The organism is Paraburkholderia sp. RHO2 (assembly GCF_050955445.1).
Classification (GTDB): Bacteria; Actinomycetota; Actinomycetes; order Mycobacteriales; family Mycobacteriaceae; genus Prescottella; species Prescottella agglutinans_A.
Genome location: NZ_CP162618.1, coordinates 42,802 through 63,329 on the forward strand (window position 1 = coordinate 42,802; position 20,528 = coordinate 63,329).

The 20,528-nt window shown below is 65.7% G+C and carries 19 protein-coding genes and 1 pseudogene; 10 read left to right on the top strand and 10 right to left on the bottom strand.

The features are described from left to right. Nucleotides 1-71: 71 nt before the first annotated feature. On the bottom strand, nt 72-1,316 hold the full coding sequence (locus ABTV10_RS25315) for a nucleotide disphospho-sugar-binding domain-containing protein (RefSeq protein WP_499035626.1): 1,245 nt from the start codon (nt 1,314-1,316) through the stop codon (nt 72-74). An 89-nt stretch (nt 1,317-1,405) separates the two neighbouring features. On the opposite strand from ABTV10_RS25315, the gene ABTV10_RS25320 reads away from it, so the two are divergent. Continuing rightward, nucleotides 1,406-2,020, top strand: coding sequence for a TetR/AcrR family transcriptional regulator (locus ABTV10_RS25320; RefSeq protein ID WP_499035628.1), 615 nt, complete (start codon nt 1,406-1,408; stop codon nt 2,018-2,020). A 374-nt stretch (nt 2,021-2,394) separates the two neighbouring features. Here ABTV10_RS25320 and ccsB read toward each other — a convergent pair whose 3' ends face one another. The 4 genes from ccsB to ABTV10_RS25340 all read right to left on the bottom strand — a co-directional run bounded on the left by ccsB (nt 2,395) and on the right by ABTV10_RS25340 (nt 7,604). Further along, the gene (ccsB, locus tag ABTV10_RS25325; protein WP_499035630.1) at nt 2,395-3,369 is read right to left on the bottom strand and encodes a c-type cytochrome biogenesis protein CcsB; all 975 of its coding nucleotides are present in this window, start codon (nt 3,367-3,369) and stop codon (nt 2,395-2,397) included. A 140-nt stretch (nt 3,370-3,509) separates the two neighbouring features. Beyond that, a complete protein-coding gene (locus tag ABTV10_RS25330) occupies nt 3,510-4,010 on the bottom strand; it encodes a hypothetical protein (protein ID WP_499035632.1) in 501 nt (166 codons plus the stop codon). A gap of 292 nt (nt 4,011-4,302) precedes the next feature. Continuing rightward, nucleotides 4,303-5,730: a GTPase gene (locus ABTV10_RS25335; protein WP_499035633.1), complete on the bottom strand. Its 1,428-nt coding sequence runs from the start codon at nt 5,728-5,730 to the stop codon at nt 4,303-4,305. Then, nucleotides 5,727-7,604 (bottom strand): dynamin family protein, encoded by a 1,878-nt coding sequence (locus ABTV10_RS25340; RefSeq protein ID WP_499035634.1) that lies wholly within the window; start codon nt 7,602-7,604, stop codon nt 5,727-5,729. The genes ABTV10_RS25335 and ABTV10_RS25340 overlap by 4 nt, the downstream gene beginning before the upstream one ends. Before the next feature lie 238 nt (nt 7,605-7,842). Between ABTV10_RS25340 and ABTV10_RS25345 the strand changes: the two genes are divergently transcribed. The 5 genes from ABTV10_RS25345 to ABTV10_RS25365 all read left to right on the top strand — a co-directional run bounded on the left by ABTV10_RS25345 (nt 7,843) and on the right by ABTV10_RS25365 (nt 11,745). After that, complete coding sequence (locus ABTV10_RS25345) at nt 7,843-9,102, top strand: DUF7373 family lipoprotein (protein ID WP_499035636.1); 1,260 nt, start codon at nt 7,843-7,845, stop codon at nt 9,100-9,102. 224 nt (nt 9,103-9,326) lie between these two features. Further along, the gene (locus ABTV10_RS25350) at nt 9,327-10,130 is read left to right on the top strand and encodes a DUF2510 domain-containing protein (RefSeq protein ID WP_499035637.1); all 804 of its coding nucleotides are present in this window, start codon (nt 9,327-9,329) and stop codon (nt 10,128-10,130) included. Between the two features lie 115 nt (nt 10,131-10,245). Then, on the top strand, nt 10,246-10,815 hold the full coding sequence (locus tag ABTV10_RS25355; protein ID WP_499035639.1) for a hypothetical protein: 570 nt from the start codon (nt 10,246-10,248) through the stop codon (nt 10,813-10,815). A 169-nt stretch (nt 10,816-10,984) separates the two neighbouring features. Next, nucleotides 10,985-11,350, top strand: coding sequence for a CD225/dispanin family protein (locus tag ABTV10_RS25360; RefSeq protein ID WP_499035640.1), 366 nt, complete (start codon nt 10,985-10,987; stop codon nt 11,348-11,350). Nucleotides 11,351-11,430: 80 nt separating this feature from the next. Continuing rightward, nucleotides 11,431-11,745: a hypothetical protein gene (locus tag ABTV10_RS25365; RefSeq protein ID WP_499035641.1), complete on the top strand. Its 315-nt coding sequence runs from the start codon at nt 11,431-11,433 to the stop codon at nt 11,743-11,745. 127 nt (nt 11,746-11,872) lie between these two features. Here ABTV10_RS25365 and ABTV10_RS25370 read toward each other — a convergent pair whose 3' ends face one another. Continuing rightward, nucleotides 11,873-12,004: a hypothetical protein gene (locus tag ABTV10_RS25370; protein ID WP_499035642.1), complete on the bottom strand. Its 132-nt coding sequence runs from the start codon at nt 12,002-12,004 to the stop codon at nt 11,873-11,875. A 3-nt stretch (nt 12,005-12,007) separates the two neighbouring features. Between ABTV10_RS25370 and ABTV10_RS25375 the strand changes: the two genes are divergently transcribed. Together ABTV10_RS25375 and ABTV10_RS25380 are read left to right on the top strand one after the other, a co-directional pair. After that, nucleotides 12,008-12,181, top strand: coding sequence for a hypothetical protein (locus tag ABTV10_RS25375; RefSeq protein WP_499035644.1), 174 nt, complete (start codon nt 12,008-12,010; stop codon nt 12,179-12,181). A gap of 1,097 nt (nt 12,182-13,278) precedes the next feature. Continuing rightward, a complete protein-coding gene (locus ABTV10_RS25380; RefSeq protein WP_499035645.1) occupies nt 13,279-14,052 on the top strand; it encodes a nucleoside hydrolase in 774 nt (257 codons plus the stop codon). An 18-nt stretch (nt 14,053-14,070) separates the two neighbouring features. On the opposite strand, the pseudogene ABTV10_RS25385 reads toward ABTV10_RS25380, so the two are convergent. Beyond that, a pseudogene (locus ABTV10_RS25385) lies at nt 14,071-15,241 on the bottom strand (RNA-guided endonuclease InsQ/TnpB family protein). A gap of 491 nt (nt 15,242-15,732) precedes the next feature. Here ABTV10_RS25385 and ABTV10_RS25390 point away from each other — a divergent pair. Next, nucleotides 15,733-16,758, top strand: a complete 1,026-nt coding sequence (locus tag ABTV10_RS25390) for a hypothetical protein (RefSeq protein WP_499035646.1) — start codon at nt 15,733-15,735, stop codon at nt 16,756-16,758. A gap of 115 nt (nt 16,759-16,873) precedes the next feature. Further along, nucleotides 16,874-17,989: a NaeI family type II restriction endonuclease gene (locus ABTV10_RS25395; protein ID WP_499035647.1), complete on the top strand. Its 1,116-nt coding sequence runs from the start codon at nt 16,874-16,876 to the stop codon at nt 17,987-17,989. Between the two features lie 474 nt (nt 17,990-18,463). Here ABTV10_RS25395 and ABTV10_RS25400 read toward each other — a convergent pair whose 3' ends face one another. From ABTV10_RS25400 to ABTV10_RS25410, 3 genes are all read right to left on the bottom strand, one after another. Beyond that, nucleotides 18,464-18,589 (bottom strand): hypothetical protein, encoded by a 126-nt coding sequence (locus tag ABTV10_RS25400; RefSeq protein ID WP_499035648.1) that lies wholly within the window; start codon nt 18,587-18,589, stop codon nt 18,464-18,466. A gap of 555 nt (nt 18,590-19,144) precedes the next feature. Beyond that, nucleotides 19,145-20,161 carry a tyrosine-type recombinase/integrase gene (locus tag ABTV10_RS25405; protein WP_499035649.1) on the bottom strand — a complete coding sequence of 339 codons (1,017 nt, stop codon included), beginning with the start codon at nt 20,159-20,161 and terminating at the stop codon, nt 19,145-19,147. A 129-nt stretch (nt 20,162-20,290) separates the two neighbouring features. Next, nucleotides 20,291-20,494 carry a hypothetical protein gene (locus ABTV10_RS25410; protein WP_499035651.1) on the bottom strand — a complete coding sequence of 68 codons (204 nt, stop codon included), beginning with the start codon at nt 20,492-20,494 and terminating at the stop codon, nt 20,291-20,293. Nucleotides 20,495-20,528 lie beyond the last annotated feature (34 nt).

The following is a 20,528-nucleotide window of genomic DNA, read 5'->3' on the forward strand; positions in this document are numbered from 1 at the left end:
GGGTGAACGTACGTGCTGGCTCTCTGGCTTAAGCCAGCCAGGGGCGTAGTGATCTGGAAGCTCCAGTTGGGTCAGCGAGCTCGCTGTTCGGAGGCTGCTCTGGCCAGTTCGTCGGCGATCGTCTCATGCGCCCGATACCGAATGCACGCCCGTGCGATGGCCTCTGCCGCCTTGCGGTATCGGGGCTCGTCGAGAACCCGACGGACAGCCGCGCGTATCTCGTCGACGGCTGGGTGTTCGTGGCGTAGGTCGATCCCCACGTCGAAGTAGCGAATGTGCGCGGCGACCTCGCGTTTGTCTTCGCCGCCGGGGGCGATTACGACAGGAATGCCGTGACCGAGGGCGTTCGTCACTCCACCGTACCCACCGTTCGTGACGAAAACATCGACGTGCGCGAACAGTGCTGTGTGTGGGATGAACTCTGCTGCGCGAACATTGCTTGGAAGCACTCCGAGGCGTTCGACTGGTTCACCACCGGTCGTCACGACGACGAGCAGATCGGTATCGGCAAGTGCGTCGATCGTCGGGCGAATCAGCGTTGAAAGGTCGGCATTGGCGGCTGTTCCTTGAGTAACGTGGACGACTCGGCGACTCTTAAGTTCGGGCCACCAGTCCGGCAGATCTACCGAGTCCGGAGCGGGATCGAGCCCGAGGGGACCAACGAATCGGAAGCTCGGTGGGAGGTCGCTGCGAGGGTACTCGAACTCGGCCGGTCCCAGGTGCAGGTAGCGGTCGTAGTGCCGCGCGATTCCGAAGAGTCCGCCGTCCAGTCCCTGTCCGGCCACGGACCGGACCGCATGATCGGTTGCGCGGTCGAGGCCCCGGAAGGCGAAGGCGGTGACCGAATTGAGGGCACGGTTGCGAATGCGACCGAACAGGCCCGGGACAGGTACAAGCCCGGAATTGTATGGTGGGACATCAGGTCCTGGCATTGACAGTGGGGAGACGCCCAAGGCGACGACGGGCACTCGTTCCGGTCTGCGGAGCATGGGCAGGGCGCCGAGGAACATGGAATCGACGATCACAGCATCGGCATCGATCTTCTGGACGGCGTCAGCGACGTCCTGCGCCTGGGTCGGGACAGGGTCGATGAACATTCTGCGCAACTGATACTGAGCCAGTCGCAGCCCGCGGTAGCGATCTCGGTCAGGCAGGAAGGAATCGGGTTCGCGATCGTTGATGTCCGCGTCACCAGTCAGGGACTGGAAGGTGATCCCTGCCCCTTCGACCGCCGAACGGAACCGCGATCCGGTGAGAACCGTGACATCGTGCCCCCGCTCCTTCAGACCGGATGCGACCTGCAACACCGGGTACACGTGGCCCCCTGCCGGGGTGGCGCACAACAAGTAACGAGCCATCTCTACCCCCATTTCGATATAGTCGACTATATCCAAAGTGAGGTCACATGCCACGCCGTTACGACACAACTCGGCGCGCCACCCGCGCCGCCGGCACTCGCGCGCAGATCCTCGATGCTGCCCGAGACCTGTTCACCATCCGCGGATTCGTGGCCACGACCGTCGCGGACATCGCCGAACGCGCCGGCGTCGCAGCAGCGACCGTCCACGCGGCCGGCACGAAAGGCACACTCCTCCTCGACGTCGTGATGCGTGAATTCACCGGCGGCGGGTCGGTTCTCGATACCGAAGACCTGAGCGCTGCGTTCACCGACCCGAACGCCGACCGCGCCCTCGATGCCGCAGCCGCCTTCCTCACCGAAGCACACGCCCGATCCGCGCAGCTGTGGACTGTCACCCACGCCGCCGCAGCGATCGACACCACCGTGGCTCATCGGCTGGGAGAGCTCGAACGCAAACGAAGGATCGAACTACAGAAGGCAGCAGGATGGTTCACCGCACACGGCCTCGCCGCCGCCGGGCAGGAGGGCAGGGTTGCCGATGTCCTGGCATTCGTCACCGATTCGGCGGCATACCAGCACTTCGCTCTCGAATGTGGCTGGTCTGACGACGAGTATCGGGCCTGGCTGCGTAGTCAGCTCGCGACCGTGGGCCAAGGCTGAGTCGATCGCCTTGCCTCACTGAGTGGCTCCGGCGCAATCTGGCCATTCCAACGTCACCAGCGTATTCACCAATGACGGTTCGTTCAGGGCTGCATGCGAATTGGATAGATTGACCAGTTGGTGATCACGCTTAAGGACGGCTCCAGATCACACAAATCCGGATGATTTCCAGCCTTCCGGCGGTTCGGGCGAGGCGAACTGGACCATGACCTCCTCGCCTATGTCGTCACCCGCCGGCAGAACAAGCGCGGCCCGCGCAAGCTGGACTGGATCGGTCGCGTGAAGCCCATTCTGATTGCGAGAGCTGACGCATGGTGTCAGTCGGCGACAGTCGCGTCCCGCTTGCCCGATGCGGGCGCCGAGTCCACTGACCGCTAGTTGAGGCCTGCGTAGGAGTGAAGGCCCGAGACGACGAAGTTGATGGCGAACATGTTGAACAGTGTGGTTGCGAGGGCCGCGACGTTGATCCACGATGCGCGAAGGCTCCCCCATCCGCTGGTAGCGCGGGCGTGTAGGTAGGCGGCGTAGAGCACCCACGCGATGAAGGAAACGGTCTCCTTCGGGTCCCAGCCCCAGAAGCGCCCCCATGCGGCTTCGGCCCAGATCGCGCCACAGATGACCCCAATGGTGTACAGCGGGAAGCCGACGATAGTGGTGCAGTAGGCGACCCGATCGAGTAGATCCGCGGATGGAAGTCGGTCGGCGACCCACGCTAGCGGTCGGCGGGATCGCGTGCGCCCGTGGGCAGCGACGACATGTAGCAGGCTCGCTGTGCTGGCGAAGGTGAGGATCCCGCACGCGGACACGATGATCGTGACGTGGATTGCGATCCAGTAGGAGCGCAGCGCCGGCACCAGGGGAGCGGCGTCGTTGTACATCACCGCTGCTGCGATGAACAGGAGTACGACCACCGGCGCAAGGACGAAGACCGTCAGGTTGCGAATCGGATACTGCCGCACCGCGACCAACCAACACGACACGGTCGCCGCGCACAGGAACAGTGCGTACTCGTACAGGTTGCCTAGTGGCCACCGATCGGCAGCCAGGCCCCGCAATACGATCGCTGCAACATTCAGTGTCAGAGCAACGAGCGTCACGGCGATGGCGGCACGTCCAGCTCGCTCGCTGGGCGGGCGGTTGCCGTCCGCGGCCGCAATCCGCCCCGGCGCGTCCGACGCTGACGCGCCGACAGCGACCACGACCCGCACCTGGGCGTCCGCTGCGGCGTTGCGGCGAACCGATGAGCCCGCAAAGTCGAAGGCCGAAAGACCCAGCGCAAGAACGTATATGGTAAACGCGGACGCGTACGCGAAGTCGCTGTACTGCGCCAGCGTAGTGCTGACCGGCATGTGCCCCCCTAGTGACCAATGGCTACTACGGTGGATAGTAGAGGATGCGGGTTGGCCCTCACTCCGATTGGACATCACGGGCGCGAGGCTGGAGGTACGTCGATAGACGTGTCCCGACTCGTGCCATCCTCGGGTTCGGTCTATTGCGGGCAGCTGATGGTTCCTACGGCAGTGGTCGGTGATCCAGAGTTGCGGTCACTCTGGGCGGCATTGATCATCGAGAAGTCGATGACACGGTCATCGTCGCTCGAATGCACTGCGACGCTGTCGCTGTCCGGGTTGAACATCTGGACGAGGGTGCCCGTTTCATCGGCGAACATGATCACCACCGCGACGGCGGGTTCGCCCTCATCGTCACCGTGCGAATCCTTGTCTTCGACGGAGACCAGGACCGTGTAGTAGTCCTCGCGGGGAAAGTTCTCGGATCCGCGGAAATCTTCCACCGCTTGCGAGGTGACGGTGTATTCGCGCCTTCCGTTCGTCGGGTCGACTGAACACCTGACCCTGGACGGGTCGGTCGTGGACGCGTAGCCAGCCCACAACCCGTCCAGTGTGACTTCGGCGCCGGCCGGAGTTCCTTTCGTTGCTTTCGGGATCGGTGGAAGCTCACGTGGGCCCGCCCCGCGATTCACCCGAAACACTGCTGGCTCCGACTGAGGTTCAATTCTGCCGGGGGGTGCCGTCGAGCACGCAACCAGGAGCGAAACCAGCAGAACTCCTGTGGCGCAGCACATGCCTTTGGCGGTGTTCATTGTGCGCCTAGAATCCCACACCACTCTTGATCTGAGTTTACGCCCGGTGAACAGGCAGCCGACCGGTAGACCGGAAACATGCCGGCTGGCGTTGGGATTCGATGGCAAGGCCGCGGTGGAGTCGTCCTTGGCTAGCAGGTCACGCGCCTCCCGGTTTCCAGGTACGCCGCCGGGTCCATCCTCATCCCAGGACTCGGCTGTAGGTGTTGATGATGGTGACGAGGGCGGCGTCTTCCGCGGCGGTCATCGTCGACAGGGCCTGGGTCTGTGCCCAGGATCGGCGCTGGTGGGCTTGCGTGCGGATCTGTTCGGCGGTGGCATCCGGTGGCAGCCCGAGCTTGCCTGCGAGGGTGGGTTGTTCGACCAGGCGCCGCAGCTCGGCGGTGACGAGGGAGATGGGGTCGGCGTCGAGCATGGCCTTGAGATGCTCGAACAGCACCACCGTGTGCATGGCGGGGTCCGATCGCAGGGCGTCGGTGATGGCGCGGATCTGGTCTCGGGCGGGGTGGGTGTAGGCGAGTTGGTCGAGTTCGCCGATGATCCGGCTGGCCCGATGCACGGCCGCGAACGCGCCCAGGTGGTGGGCCAGGACGCTGCGCAGGCGCGGCACACCGGAGGCGGCGACGAGCCACTCGTTGAGCGCGGCCGCGCCGCGGGCGGCGACCGCGCGGCCGTGGATGGTGCCGTACTCGCCGAGCAGATCGAGCAGTCGGCCCCGCACCGCCGCCGGCACCGCGGCGGGGGCATCGGAGTCGAGCAGATCGATCAAGTCCAGCGGGGCGATCCCACCGAGGGCGGCCAGCGCGCGGGCGTCGTTCTCCGTCAGGGAGCCGGTGTGAGAGGTTTCCGCGAGTAGACCGGCGACCGGCAGCACCGTCATCACCAGGTCTTGCAATCGGGTGGCGAGCTTGGCCGCGTGCTCGGTGGCGTGCTCGAGCGGATCCCGGGACCCCAATGCGCCTTCCCCGAACCCGTCGGCGCGGGAGAGCACCCCGAGCGTGGTCAGCGGGGTGAACCCGAGCTGCTTGAGGAAATCGATCTCGTCGGCGCGGGGGGTGGAGTCGAACAGGAACACCGCCGCGTCGGCGTCGACGGACGCGGCGCGGGTCTGGGCGAACCCGTCGATCAGCGCGCGGCGGGTGCGGGCCTCGTTCTCCGCGGTCAGTGTCGCCAGTCCGGGGGTGTCGACGAGGGTGTGATCGCGGATCGCCGCCGACGGCAACCAGCGGTGCAGGTAGGCAACCTGTTCCGGTGGTGTCGGCAGCGCGGTGACCTGCCCGCGGACGGTGTCGACGGGCAGGCGGCTGCCGTCGAGGAGCACCATTTCGGCGCGGGCGGGGGCGCCGTCCTGGTAGACGGCGACGACGTTGGTGGCCTCGAGCGCGGCGGTTTCGGCGACCGGCGCCCCGATCAGCGCGTTGACGAGGGTGGATTTGCCGGCCTTGAGGCGGCCGACGATCACGATCCGGGGCGGCGACCACAGGATCGCGCCGATTCTGTTGGCGTGCCCGACGAGGTCCGGTCCCAGCGCGGCGAGGGCGTGCAGGGCCCGGTCCAGGCTCGCGCGGACGGGATCGAGGGGAGGTGTCATCGGGGTGATCGTGGTCATCGATCCCCACCTCCCACGACCGGTGCGGGTGCGGTCGGGGCGCCGGCGAGTTCGGCGATCAGTGCTTCGGCGCGGGTGATGTTGCCGGCGACCACCTTCCGGTTCCCCTCCAGCCTGGTGAGTTTCTTCTCCCGGGTCTGCTTGTCGGACCGGGCGATCTCCTCGGCCTCGCTGATCTGCTTCTGCAGGTGCTCGATCGAGGTCTTGAGGTGGTCGCGGTAGCGGATGACGATCTCCGGGCGGGCCAACGCGAGCGCCGATTCGAGCATCCGCGCGGTGGTGGTCTTGGTGGTGGCGATCGTCTCGCGCTGCCAGGCGAGCAGGTTCGTCTTGCCCGCGCGCATGGCCTTGAACCCGAGGTTAAACCCGACCCAGGCGATACCGACGACGGCGCCGACACCGACGACGGTGCTCACTCCGATCAGGCCACCGAGCATCGATGAGCCCATCACACCCATGGTGAGCATCGACGGATCCAGCAGCCCTTGGCGTTTGCCGGTGACCTGGTGGGTGTCGAGTGTGCGGTTCGACAGGGTGGCCACGACCTGCTGGTAGATCTCGTTCCATACGACTTCGGAGTCGAAGCGCGGTTGGACGATCTGGGTGTGGAGTTGGTCGAGGAACACCGAGAGGGAGCCGGCCATCGCCGCCTGGAAGTCGCGTTCCATTTCGGCGGTGAAGTGCTGCGGGTTCTTGCGCAGCACGGCCATCCCGTTCTTGTTGATCCGGGTGGTCCACTTCTCGCGGATCTGGTCGAGGCTGCGTTCGAGGTCGTCGGTGGCGTTCTGCCGGATGAGCGTGAGGTCCCGCTGCAGGTACTGCTCCCACTGCTGGGAGTGGTCCTTGAGGTTTTGCAGTTCCTCGAGCTGCGCGGTCAGGTCCGGGATGGCATGGGCGCTGTCGGTGATAGCACTGATCTGCCTGGTCATGTCCGCTTCGAGGGTGCGTAGTCCCTCCACCGCGGTCCGCAGCCCGTTGGCGGCCGGAAGGTCCTCCGCCCGAGCGAGCTTCGCACCGATCAGCCTGCGTAGTTCGGTGATGCCGGAGAGCTCCTCGGCGCGGTCGCGGTCCGGTCCGGGCGGCATCTCGGCGGCGAGGACCGCACGCAGGCTCGAGACTCCGAGCACCGGAACCTCGCGACCGATGTGCTTGCGCAGCAGCGCCCGGTTCTCCTCGACGATCGGCTTCCACCGGCGCACGTTCTTGTCGGTCTTGGTGACCACCAGGATCAGCGCCTCGACCGCCGACCCGGTCGCGCGCACGAATTCCATCTCCGGTGCCGTGATCGGGGTGGTCGCATCACACACCACGACCAGCACGCAGGCTTGGGCCGCCGACGACGCCGCCAACCCCGCATACGACTGGTCCAGGCCGCCGACACCGGGGGTGTCGATCACCGTGACGTCACCGAGGCGGCTACCGGCAACCGGGACGACCGCTCGCGTCGGGAGCTCGTCGATACGGACGTCGGTGACGTGGACGCCCTCGCAGGAGACCCAGTCGGCGAGTTCGCCGTGGGGGATCTGCTCGGCGCGGTCCGGGAACAACAGCTGCGCGGTACCGCCGGGCTGGTCGTCGGTGGCCTCGGATAGCGCGATCGTCGTCGACGTCGTCACATCCACGCCGACCGGAGACGCATCACGCCACCCGACCAGCGCGTTGACCAGGGAACTCTTGCCGCGCTTGACCTCGCCGACCACGACCACCGAGCGGATCTGTTCGAGACCGGAAACACGTTGCTCGGCAAGGTCGCTGAGCTCGTCGTAGCCGAACGGCCGCAGGATCTTGCCGGTGATCGACGCCAGCAACGTGTCCGCGCGCTGCCGCGCAGACGCGGCACCGTCGGCGGTGTCCTGTTGCCGTGCATCGTCCACGATCGATCCCCCCAATCCCCAGTGCGTTCCCCGGTAGGTGCCCGGCGCGGATGAGACAGTAACGCGGTCCGCCGCCCACGCGAGCGCGCAGGTCACATTCCGCTTCTCCATGATGTGACGCCGGACACATTCACGGCCGGCGCGGGAACCTCTTGCTGTCCCGGGGCATCCAACTTGGTGACATCACCCCCGCCAGAACGCACACGCAGTTCGTGGGGACGACGAGAGGAGCACGAAGGTGCGGACGACGACATGGATGCCGCGGGCGGCGGCAGTGCTCTGCGCGGGCGTGCTGTTGGCCGGGTGCAGCAGCACCGACGCCGAGCCGACGGCTAAGTCCGGTGGCGACGCCGCCCCGGCTATGGATCTGGCAGCACTCGATACCGGCAGCTACCCGACCAGCCCGGCCCCCGAATACAGCCGCGCCACCCCGGACAAGATGGTCGAGGTCGAGGGCCAGCGGTTGGCCGAGTTCACGGTTGTCCCCTTCGAGATCGATCCGGAGCTGACCGTGGGGAAGAAGCCGACGATGGTGATGCGTAGCGGCAAGAACCTCGGCGTGGTCATCAGCAGCCCGGCCGGCGAGATCGCTGCGAACCACAACATGCTCTACGGCCATGTCAGCACTGCCACGATCAACACTCCGAATATCAACGACCCGTCCCGCTCGGTCGTGCACGCGGTGATGCGATTCGGCACCCCGGAGGCGGCCGCCGCGGCCGCCCGCGAGATCCACACCGAGATCACCACCGTCGACGACGGCGCCGGCATCCACAAGCCGGAGACGATCGACATCTTGCCCAACACCCTCGTCTCCACCAGGGAGAACAGCTTCGCGGCCGGTCCCGAAGTGTCCGTCAACGCCCTGACTCCGCACGGCGACTACCTGATCTACACCTTCGCGAAGGCCCCGGCCGCGCAGAAGGACTGGACCGCCCAGGCGGTCGCGAAGGCGCTGAGTCTGCAGGGGCCGCTGATCGACAAGTTCCCCGCCACCCCGACCAAGGACCAGAACGGCGGCAAGGCTCCCGAGCTGCCCATGGTCGACCAGGACAAGATCCTCATCTACGCGATCCCGGAGGAGGACGCACAGGCCCAGCTCGGCGACGACATGGCCGTCTACGGGCCGCGCGGGATGTCGCACCGCTCGACCAACCCGCCGGTGACCTACCGGGTGCTGAGCGAGACCGGCTCCGAGCACAACGCCGTCGCCAAGACCACCGTCTACCGCGCCAAGGACGACGCCGGCGCCCAAAAGATCCTTGAGGAGTTCACCAACGACCTCACCTCCCAGGGCTTCACCGCCGCCCCGGCGCCGCAGGGCCTCCCGAACGCCACCTGCGTCACCAAGGACACCTACAACGGCACCGCGGACTACTGCATGGTCGTCAAGGGCCGCTACGTCGGCGAAGCCAACGGCCTCGACAACAAGAAGGACGTCGACCAGCAGATCTCCGCGCAGTACCTGATCCTCGACAAGGCCGACCAGAACGCCTGACCGCCAGTCGAGTACACCACCAGAAACACGCCTGTGGCCCCCGACGATGCCCGGGGGCCACAGGCGTTCGTGCGCAGAATCTGCTGCCGCCAGGCTCGGTATGACGCCGCGGCGAAGGCCGTGTGGCGTCGGCCCCATTTCCTCGGTTCACATCTGACGGAATGGCGGGTCCTGCCACACTGCCGCGTGAACATTGCTCCTGGACAGACAGTGAACGGACTCCGATGAACCCTCCCGCTGGTTGGCATCCCGACCCCTACGATCCGGCGATCGACCGCTACTGGGACGGCGCACAGTGGACCGGCGACACCAGACCGAAGGACGCCGATCCCGCCACGCAGGTGATCGACATGGACGGGTCCGATCCCGCGACGCACGTCGCTGACGGCGGGGGAGCCGAACCCGCAACAGAGCTGATAAGCACCGGGATTCCCACCGGCGCGTCGGATAGTCAGCCGGAGAAGAGAAAGCCGAAGTGGCCGTGGATCGTCGGCGGTGTGCTCGTGGCGTTCCTCGGACTCGGCGCCATCGGAGCGGCCACCGTGAACGACGAGGCCGACCCTGCGCCGGCTGCCCCCACGACAACCTCATCGGCCGCGCCGACCACGACCACCACCACGACCAAGCCCAGGCCGACGACCACCGTATCGATCGCTCCGCTGGTGCCGCAGACGACGGAAACCGCGACGCCGACATCCACGTTGCCGCCGATGACGACGACCGCCGCGCCCGTACCCACCACAGGGCACACGCTCGAGTACTCGTGCAGCGACGCTACCTGGCGCGAGTCGATGGGAGCCGAGGGCGACGAGCTGTGCGGCGCACCGTGGAAGCCGCGCACCACCCGGCCGGCGCCCGCATACACACCTCCGCCGGCGCCGAAGCCCGCGCCTCAGCAGTCCTCGGGCACCGTGCATCCCGGATCGTTCTGCTCAACGCCAGGGGCCACGGGCATCACCACCACCGGGAAGGCGATGGTGTGCGACACAGCGCGCGACGGAGAGGACCGCTGGATATCCGCTGGCTGACGCTGCTGCTGCGCCGAAGTTGCCCGCGTTGGGAACCTTTGGCGGTCTCGCTGCATCCAACTAGGCGACCGTCATCTAGCGCAGTTCTCCCGAAGCAGAAGGAATCGAGCACGCCATGACCACGCCCACTTCTTCGAACCCCAGCATCCCGAGCGACCCGAGTGCGAGTATCTCGGTCGGCGGCGCGGGATCCGCCGACGGCTCCATCGTCGACGGGTTCTCGATCGACCTCACTGGCATGCTCAACGACCCCGGCGCCGAGGTATCAATCCAGTCGTTCGACGCCGGTATCTCGGCCGGGGGCGGTGTCGCGGTCAGCGGCGGCGTGGACATCTCAGTCGGCGCGACGGGCGGGATTTCGGAGGTCAGCGTCGATGTCGGCGGCCAGTTCGCCACCGAAGGGCAGTTCGACGCGCAGGTCAGCTACGACGACATCGACCTGAGCACCGACGCCGCGACCGGCGCGAGTGACGTGTCAGTCGAGTCGGTCGACGGCGCCGTGTCCGGGCACTCGGGAGTGCAGGCCGGCGGCGAGTTCGGCGTCGACTTCAGCATGAACCCGCTCGACGGGGGAATCCCCGAGGTCGGCCTCGATATCGGGGCCGAGTTCGACGCCGACAACGGATTCGACATCAGCGGCGGCTACGACCACATCGAGATCCACGACGACGGCGGCGTGCTGTAGCCACACGGCGGCCGATGCCGCCGTCGGAAGAGAGACGTGGACGAAGAGCCCGGCGCACTGCGCCGGGCTCTTCGCCTATGCCGGTCATGGAATCTGCCATCGTCGGAACCTTTCGACGCCCCGGCGCATCTAACTCTGTGACAGCTACTGCAACAGAAGGACATTCGCGATGCACCCGAACTACGATCCCGCCGCCATGACGCCCGCCCCGCAGTACGGTGCACCCGTCCAGCCGCTGCCGCCGAAGTCGAACATCGGCTGGGCAGTCGCCGCGCTCATCTTCTTCTGGCCGCTCGCCTTCTCCGCGTTCACCCACGCGACGAACGTCTACCCGCTGTGGGCGGCCGGCGATCGCGCCGGAGCCCAGCGCGCCGCCGAGCGGGCCAAGCGCCTCGGCAAAATCTCCCTGCTCCTGTGGGTCGTGGTGTGGGTACTGCTTGTCATCTTCTACGTCGCAGTCATCGGCTGGGCCATCTCGAACGCCGCCGACACCCCCACCTACAGCACGATCCCGACCACTACCCGCGGACGCTGACCGCGGCTGTGCACGAGATAGGGGAGCTGACGGGAGGATCCGCGATCCGACCGGCGAGGTGGTCTTCGCGGCACCGTGCTGTGAACATCGCGGCGAGCATTGTCCTCTCGGCCGGTGCGGTCGTGTTCAGCGGCTACGCGGCGTTGCTGACCGTGTTTCTCGCGATGGCCACCGGCACATGCGGCCCCGGCGAGTGCAACGTGGACGTCGTGAACTGGACGATCCTGATCGGGCTCGCTGGCGTCGTGCTGATCCTGCTCGCGATGCTCACACTGGTCGTGAGGTCGTTGATGCGCCGGCGGTGCGCCCTGTGGTGGCCGCTGATCGCGGTCATGCTGATCGCCGCGCTGTGGTTTCTCTGCGCCGTGATCGTCTCGGCCGCAGTCGGGAACTGACTGCGCCGAACATCCACCACCGCGGGCCGGCCAAGTGCCGCCCCCACGGCGCCAGGAGACGCCACGACCGAGAACGCCACCGGCGCAGACGGCTCAGCGACCGCGAGGAGACCGGGCTGGAATACCGCTACGAGGTAGCCACGGCCGGTTTGGGGTTGGCGGCGGCCGGAGTCGCGATGTACGCGATCGGGATGACCTTCTTGTTCGCGATGGCCACCGACATTGTCCCGCCGACTGCGACACCAGCCCTGGCAGCCAAGGGATGGCGCTCACCTGGTTCGGCACCGCGGCGATCACCGTCGCGATGATCGCGGGCGTCGTGTGGTCGTGGAGAAACGGGAAGCCGGCGTTCATCTGGCCGCTCCTCGCCTGCCCGGCGATCGTCCGGGTACTGCGGCTTGGTATTTCGATCGCGGAATCCGCGATGGGGCAGTGACCTGCACCGACGACCGCGGCGCGCGCGACGAAAGAGGAGCAGTCGCGGCGGGAGATCTGGCTGCAGCTGACCCCATGACAACGCCGAGACCGCGCGCGCAGAACGAGCCCTCACCTCACCGAAGTAATTGATCCGCACCGCTTTTGGGGATAGCCGCTCTATCCTCTACACTCAGCGGCGAAAGCTTCCGCACCGGTCGTGATCCCCCAGATTAATCCGGTGCGGGTGCGCGGGTTCGTCCCCCCAGGAGGCCCGCGCAGTGCCCCGGCATTCCCCCACGAAAGCCGGGGCACACCCCTTTCAGCACCCGACCAGCGCCAAGACGCGCGGCCACCAGGAATCCCCACCAGTTACACAGCGCAGAACCGACAACGGGAGGTGCGCAGATTCCCCCTACAAGATCCGCGCACCTCCCGCCTATCGACGTTCCACTCCCCACCACTTGGAGGGAGAAACGTCGTCGTGCCCACCGGGCCCCCTGGCTACGCCAGCCCCCTGCCCGCGGACACGTGCGTTCACCTTATCGGACCATCGCGCCCCTGCAAACGGATCAAACACTCGAAAGGGACTGTGATTCAGTCGATCCCAGGATCGAGCCAGCCGCTAGCCCGATCCGCTGCGGACCGCGGCCGGAGATGAACCACGGCCAATCCATCGCGTTCACCTCCTCAGTGCGGTGGATGCCCAGCAGCCAGAGTCGGCAGAGGGACGATGACCGCTATGGCGCGCGGCTCACAGAAGGCCGCCCGACACGGCCGTCAGGTGATCCGGATCGGCCGCTGGACGCCGTCGACACGCGCCTGCTTGCAGTGCGAGCGGATCGGCGATGCGAAGCCGTTGCACGTCCGATGGTAAGTGTGCGACTGCGCCGCGAACCTGGATTGCGACTACACCGCCGCGGTCGATATTCTCGACGCCGCAGGGTTGGCGGAGTCCTTCGTCGCCTGTGGAGGGAGTGCCAGACTGCAGCTCGCTGCAGCAGGTCCGGTGAAGCAGGAACCCGCCGAACAGACCCCACCCAAATGGTGAGGCTGAGTAGGAATCCCGGCCGTTCACCGCCGAGGACCCCAGCACACTCGACAACTTGGAGGAGCCGCGTGGGCCAAGACGAGAGACGCCAGTCGACGGACGCCACCGATATCCGGATGGTCCTCGTCGACGCCGACACCGGAATCGACGACGCACTCGCGATACTGACGGTGTTGCACGAACCGAACACCGAGATCATCGGCGTCGGTTCGGTGTTCGGGAACTGCGGTGAAGATCAAGCTGCCCGAAACGCGTTGGCGGTTCTCGCTGCTGCCGGCCGTGCCGACATCCCGGTGTGCGTCGGAAGTACGAGGCCTGGCCCGCAACCAACTGCACCTTCGCCCCACGGCGCCGATGGCCTAGGCGACCGCGGTCTGCACCCGCGTGCAGGCCAGGATGTGAGCAGTGAGTCGGCCGTCGACCAACTCCTTCGAACTGGCGACGAGCGTACCGGCCAGGTCGACCTGCTGTGCCTCGGCCCGCTCACTAATCTCGCTGCCGCCGTCGACCGAGACCCAAATGCTCTGGAACGGTTCCGGTCCGTGACGATCGTGGGCGGGATGGGAGCTGCGGGCCGCCGGGACAACGTCGTGGCGGCGGTTCCAAATTTCCTGGCTAAGGGAGATACGAACACGAACCACGATCCCGTGGCTGCCGCTCGGGTTGCGTCTGCGCCGGGCCCTGTCACCTGGGTTGGAATGGACGTCACCGGCCGGCTTCAGATGGCGTGGACAGAGCTGGAGGACCTGGCGGGGACCACGGAGATCGCCCAGTTCGTACAGGCGATCACCGCCAACTACCACGTGGACTGCACCAGCACTTTTAACGCTTCTCCTGCCTGAAGGCAGGAGATTTCACGCTCAGACCGCAACCGGACCGTCCCCCCGGGGGAGGCGATCAGATTGTCTGATGTCGTCGACACGTGTGTGGCCGCGTTCTGCCACAGCCAGGATCACCCCGGCGGCGTTCCGATCCCGACCCGCGGTGTGTCCGCAGGCCGTGCACCGGAAGGTTCGTTCGCCGAGTCCGAGTCGCTGCTTGGCTCTCGCGAAACACCCCGAACACGTCATCGTCGTATAGGCGGGCCGCACCAACACCACCCTCCGGCCGGCACCACGCTCGAGAAGTTCACGTTTCTCCGCGCCGATCGCCGCATCCGCGGCCTTACGCGCCATCGGCGACCGCGCCAAGAACCTCGGTGTGAAGTCCTCGACCGCGATCAGGTCGTGGCGTTCGACGACCCTCTTCGCCCACACACGGGAGTCGTGTTGGGTCTGGCGAGCGGCCCTCTTGTGCAGCCTCGCGGCCTCCCGCCGCGCACGCTGATAGCCCCGCAACTGCGGGCCGCGCTTGCCGCTGTGGCGGCGCGCCATCTTCCGTTGCGCCTTGGCCACTTCTGCGGCGCACCGTTTGCGGTGCCCAAGATAGGGAAGATCAAATTCGCTGTCCGTCGTGGTGGCGGTAGTGGACACACCCCAGTCGACACCAATCCCGGCCGTGGCCGTCGGTGCGGCGGTTACGCCGTCGGACGACGAACGAGGCATACCAGTGCCCCAGCGAATCCCGCGTGATCCGAACACTCGTCGGCTCCGACGGCAACTCCCGCGACCACACCACCGGCACACTGATCCCCTTCGGGAGCACCAGGCGGCCGTCGCGGATCCGGAACCCCCGGCGCGTGAACTCCAACGACAAAAGTGCTCTCTTGCGCGGCTTGAACGCCGGCCGGCCCCGACCCTTCACCGTGAACGACTGCTCCAACGCCTGCCCGTACGTCCGCAACGTCTACTGCTGCGCGACCTGGGACCCGTCCCGCAACCACGCATTGCGGGACCGTGCCGCCGTCAACAGCTTCGACAATCTCCCGAACGTCAGCCGCCCGCCCGACTTTTGCTGGTGGACAGCCTCGTTCCATAGAAACCGGCACCGATGCCACTCCTCGGTCAGCACCCGCTGCGCCTGCACCCCCGGACGCAATCGATACGTGTACCGCACGACTTCCTCCACACGCGGCAACCTAGCCGACCCCACCGACAGAAAGGAGGACGGCGCTTCCTCTCCCCGTGAACGAGGGAGTATCCGCGCCAAACATCCGATGACGTCGACCATCCGATCTACACCTCACACGACAGTGTCGCCGCAGCAGTGATGCTCGACCCCACAGTGATCCTTGCCAGTGAGAAGGTCACCGGCGTCGTCGAACGGGCGGCGGATGGTCGCGCGAGCTGGTGGGGCGAAAGTCTGAGTGGTACTCAATCGCTCTGGTTCACCGCGTCGTCACCGAGATTGACTACGAGGCTGTTCGTACGCTGATCAGTAAGACACTCGCAGGCGTCTGAACAGTGGGATCAGTACGATTGCTCGCCGGGAATGCGGCGGTGCCGGTGCGAAACCTGTTCCACCCCTGTGCCGGGTGAAACAGTCAATCAGTCACGGCCATAAGGTCTGTGGTTGGTCGATCACGGCTGTCGTTGTAGCGCAAGTATGGACTCCACATGGTGGAGCGGGGGAGGAGCAGGCAGATGACATTGGTGGCCCTACAGCCAGCAACGCTAACTAAGAAGACGATCGTCGACCACTACCGCAAGACGGTGGTGGAGCCGATCAAACTCTCCGCCTACAGCTCGCAGATCCCTCCGGGGCAGATGGCGGTGCTGCAGGATCGGTACCCCACCGGTGAGGCGCGGCTGTGGGGGTTGAGCCACGGTAAGCGGCAGTCGAAGTTCAATCAGTGGAGTCGGCTCGCACCCGGCGCAAAGGTCCTGTTCTACACAGGAGGCCCGGATAAGTCGTTCACTGCCTTGGCCACGATCACCTATACCGTCGAGAACGACAATCTCGGACGCGCGCTGTGGTCGCTCGATGACGGCGGGGAACCCTTCAAGTACCTGTACTTCATCGACCGTGTCCGGTCGATCGACGTGACGTACAAAGAACTGATCCCTTTCATCCGGACCACGACCGACTGGGGTCACGAATACCTGCGCGCTTTCGACGTACTCACCGCAGAGCAGAGCGCGCGGGTGCTCGATTATCTGGGAATCCCGGATGACGAACGCGCCCCTGCCCTCGATTGGGCGGGCTATTCCGCCGCGGTCCATAAGGGGATAGCTGCGACGGACCGCGCTTACACCGCCATGTCCCGGCAGGAGCAGAAGTTCCTTCGGGCACTGTTGATCCCAGGGGACACCGCAACGTGTGACGTGTGCGGCCGCGTGTTCGCCGGTGAGTACCTCCGGGCGGCCCACATTAAGAAGAGAGCAGCCTGCACCGAGAACGAACGCCTCGACGTGGACAACATCGCCATGATCGCGTGTGTCTTCGGCTGCGACGCGCTCTATGAATCCGGTGACATCGGAGTCAATGCCAACGGCCACATCGTTCTTAGCCCCACCGTCCGGCTAGGCGGTCCCGAAGAAGACTACGTTCGAATTCAGATCAAGGGTCGGCAGTGCGCCAAATGGGTGTCGAGCACAGCCAGCCGCGTCTACTTCGACTGGCACTGGAGAACGACCTACAAGCACATGCTAACCCTCCCCGGCCACTGACCACTCAGAGCGAGGACCGACCGGGCGTATACAGCGACACCGCTGTCGGGCAACGCCGACGGCCCGCTGACGGCGCTGTTCGCGGGCATTCTCACAGCGACGAGAGGAACCACTCGTGACGATTGATGCACTCCCTAGCCTGACCGCCACATCCGACCCGGAACTCGACGAGGTTGCCGCCGAACTGCGTCGCCTCGATCCCGACGGATCTCGGTGGGCCGGGGTGGTCCGACACACCTACGACATGATCTACAACGGCGCGGAGACCGGGCGCTACCGCTGGGATCAGCTGATGAAGACCGAGAGGACGCATTTCGGCACGCTGCTCGAGATCAACGCCCAGCGGGAGTTCGGGTTCGATGACGGCGACGAAACCGACTACCGGATCGCCGGACACCAGGTCGACGCCAAGTGGAGCCAGACACTCGGTAAGTGGATGCTGCCGCCCGAGGTCTTCGATCGGCTGGCTCTTGTGGCGACCGGCAGCGACGAACATTCCTGCTGGTCGCTCGGGCTGGTCCGGGTGAGTGAAGAGTTCCGGGCCGAGAGCGGTAACCGGGACACGAAGGTCAAACTCAATGCGCTCGGAAGGTCGTCGGTGTACTGGCTGTGGAAGGACGCCCCCATGCCGGGCAACATCCTGCTGCAGCTGCCCAGGAATACCGTCGAGAACATTTTCGCCCTCCAGCACGGTACCCAGCGCACCAATGAACTCTTCCGCGTCGCTGAAGGCCAGCTGGTCCATCGGACCGCGGTGCGCACCGTTGCAATGCAGCTTGATGACCAGAGACGTGTCCGCGCGAACGGCGGCGCCCGCACGGCGCTCTCCCCCGAGGGATACATCATCCTGAGCGGCGCATACAACCAGCAGAAACACGCCGCAGCCGACCTCGGAGTCCCCATCCCAGGCCCCCGGGAATACATCTCGGTGAGGGTCGCACCATCGAACGACAACACCGGAACCTTGATCAAGGGAACTCGCTGGCGCCGTGCATTTCCCGGCGAAACGCTGCACCATCCCGCCCCGGTTATCTCCAAGAACGACGAGCAGTCCTTCGGTACGGAACCCAGCACCGCTCCCGATGTTCGGGCCGTGGTGCCTCAACGACAGTCTCATCCTCGGAGCCTGACCGAGATGCTGAACAACACGCCAAACCGTCGTCCCACCAAGCACACGACCACACCCGATGAGGATCCCTGCCGCGGAAACAGCAGAGAACTCGGCTCCTAGCCCCCAGAACCTCGCCGAACACAATCGGCGCGGGCGGCCGATCGCTTCGACCTAGCGTCTTCACCACCCGCTCGGTCCTACAGGGTCGGGCCGATCGGGGGTGATGAATCGTTGTGCGCTGGTGCCGCAGTGTCGGGGGGTGGGGTACCAGCAGTTGTTGTCCCGATCGCCCGGGTGTGCCTGGATTGTGTTCAAACGATGCGATCACGGCCCGGCGTCCAGCGCGGGCGGCGTGTGCGACGGTCTCGGACACCGACGTGCAGAAGCAGGTCGTCACGGAGGCAAGACACGGACGCCGGAGCGAGCGCGGCTCGGTGAGATGGAGTGTGGTGCTGGCGTAGGCGTCGTCAGGACGCGCCGCGCGGGCGTACCGGATCGTCGTCGACTACCTGTCGGAGGCCGACAGGTCGGTGTGCCCGCAGTCCCTGTCTCGCGACAATAACAGGCGGCAGATCCGGTTCACACGCACCGGATTCAGGTCAGCTTGATGTGTGGCTGACGACGCGGCGACGTAAAGGCCGAGTGGTCCGAGAGCTGCCGGCCGAGCGAGGCCGACGAAAGCGCGGCACCGATGGGGTCGATGCCGCGCTCTTCAGCCACGAAGAGCAGCCGAGACCTGGCGGCCCCCAATCGTTGGCGCAGTGGTTGCAGATGGGCGGATCAGCCCTGAACCGTACGTCGAGCTTCCGGATCGAGGCCGTCGACGACCAGGATCCAGACCAGACCTTCGTCAAGCCGGTCGACGAGAATACCCTGGGTTCATACCCATTGCTAGGCGCACGAGTTGATCCCGAAGTAGAAGTCCGGCCACGACGGAACCCTTGGAAAATCGGAATACCAGTCGAACAACTCTTGATCCCTAGGAGACCTAAAAGAATCTCTATACGCGCGGGGGTGCCCGTTCCATCTTCGGTTAGTCGAAGAATTCGCGAGGTTCTGTCGTCGACGCGGTCAACGAAGAAGGAGAAGAGCGCCACGCCTCGTGCGGCTTATCGCGACCGGGCGTGACCGAGTGCTGTTGAGGCCAAAGGAGATCGCGTACACCGGGTGCACCCACAATGACATGGAGGTGTTCCTCAGCGGTGGGAGGTGCACCTCGAACACTCGGCCCGCCGTCGGTGAGCGGTGGGGATACATCGAGCCAACGACGTCGCGTCAAAGAGTCGAGAGAATGCTGTAGACGGGATTGGCGGCGGCTGCTGCCCGGGTCTCCTTGCCGGCTCCCTGCGTGTATCGCTGGGTAGTTGTCATTGACTCATGTCCGAGTAGACGCATCAGGGTATAGACATTGACGTCCGAGTCTGCGAGCGATGTCGCGAAGGTGTGGCGGAGCTGGTGCACGAGTGCGCCTTTCGTGCGCCTTCCGTTGATCCCGGCCCGCCGATACGCCCGTTCGACCCGGTACTGGATCGTCGGTCCCGTGATTCGCTCCCCGTCCAGTCCGACAAACAGCGGGTCCGTCGCACGCAGCCGGCGCCAGGGGAAATCAGTGGGGGAGGACCGTCGCTTCGCTGTCTGGGGGAAGCGGGCCAGCCGCGATTCGAGGTACGTCGTGAGCACGTCCACGAGCCCGGCTTCGGCGGTCAGCACTCGTTCTTTGTTGCCTTTGCCGTGCACCATGATCGCCTTCACCCGGCCGGTGTCGTCGGTGTCGCGGAAGTCGCCGACGTTCATCACCACCAGCTCGGAGAGCCGGCACCCGGTCAGGAGGGTGGTGAGCACAATCGCGAAGTCGCGTTCCTGCCACGCTCGGGCGTTCGCGTCGTCCGGTTCCATGAGGGCCGCCACGAGGCGTTGCACGGCGTCGTTGTCGAACGACTTCGGGACCGTCTTGGGGATCTTCGGCCGCAGCACAGCCGACATCGGGTTCGCCACAATGATGTCCGCGGTGAATAGGTAGTCGCACAACGTGTTCCACGTCGACCAGCAGCGCCGGATCGACGCCGCCGAGTGGGTCTCGGCGTAGCCGGCGAACGCCCCGCGCATGCGTTCCTTGTCGAGCAGCTCACAGCGGAGTTCGCCGACGGATACGCCGGCGACGGCGGCGAGGAGCTCGGCGATAGCATCGAAATCCTGCCGGTAGGCCTTCACCGTGGCCGGAGAGGGCTTCCCCGTGCTTCGGTAGACCAAGAACTCCTCGAACTGCGCGGTGAGGCTGTCGGTGGCAGGCATGTTCTGATTCTGCCTGACGACCATACTGAGCTCGATGGTGATTCCGGCACGCGGCTGGGATATTCGCCACGCACCCCGCTGCATTCGTGGATTCGAGCTGGGGATGCGACCGGGGCTCCGGGGAGGGGTCTAGCGGAGGTTGATAAGAAGTGCTGCGAGCGCGACGCACATGGTGGTGAAGAGGGTGACCAGACCGGCCGTGGCGGCGGGCAATCCTGCGAGGAGCGCGAATGCACCGGGAATAACGAGAATCGAGGCGACGCATATCAGCCAGCCGATCTTGAGGGCTGTTCTGGTTAGGGAAGGTCGTGGTCGGTGTGCGACGTCGGACATCTTGTTCCTCCGGTTTTCGGGATTGCCCGAGCCG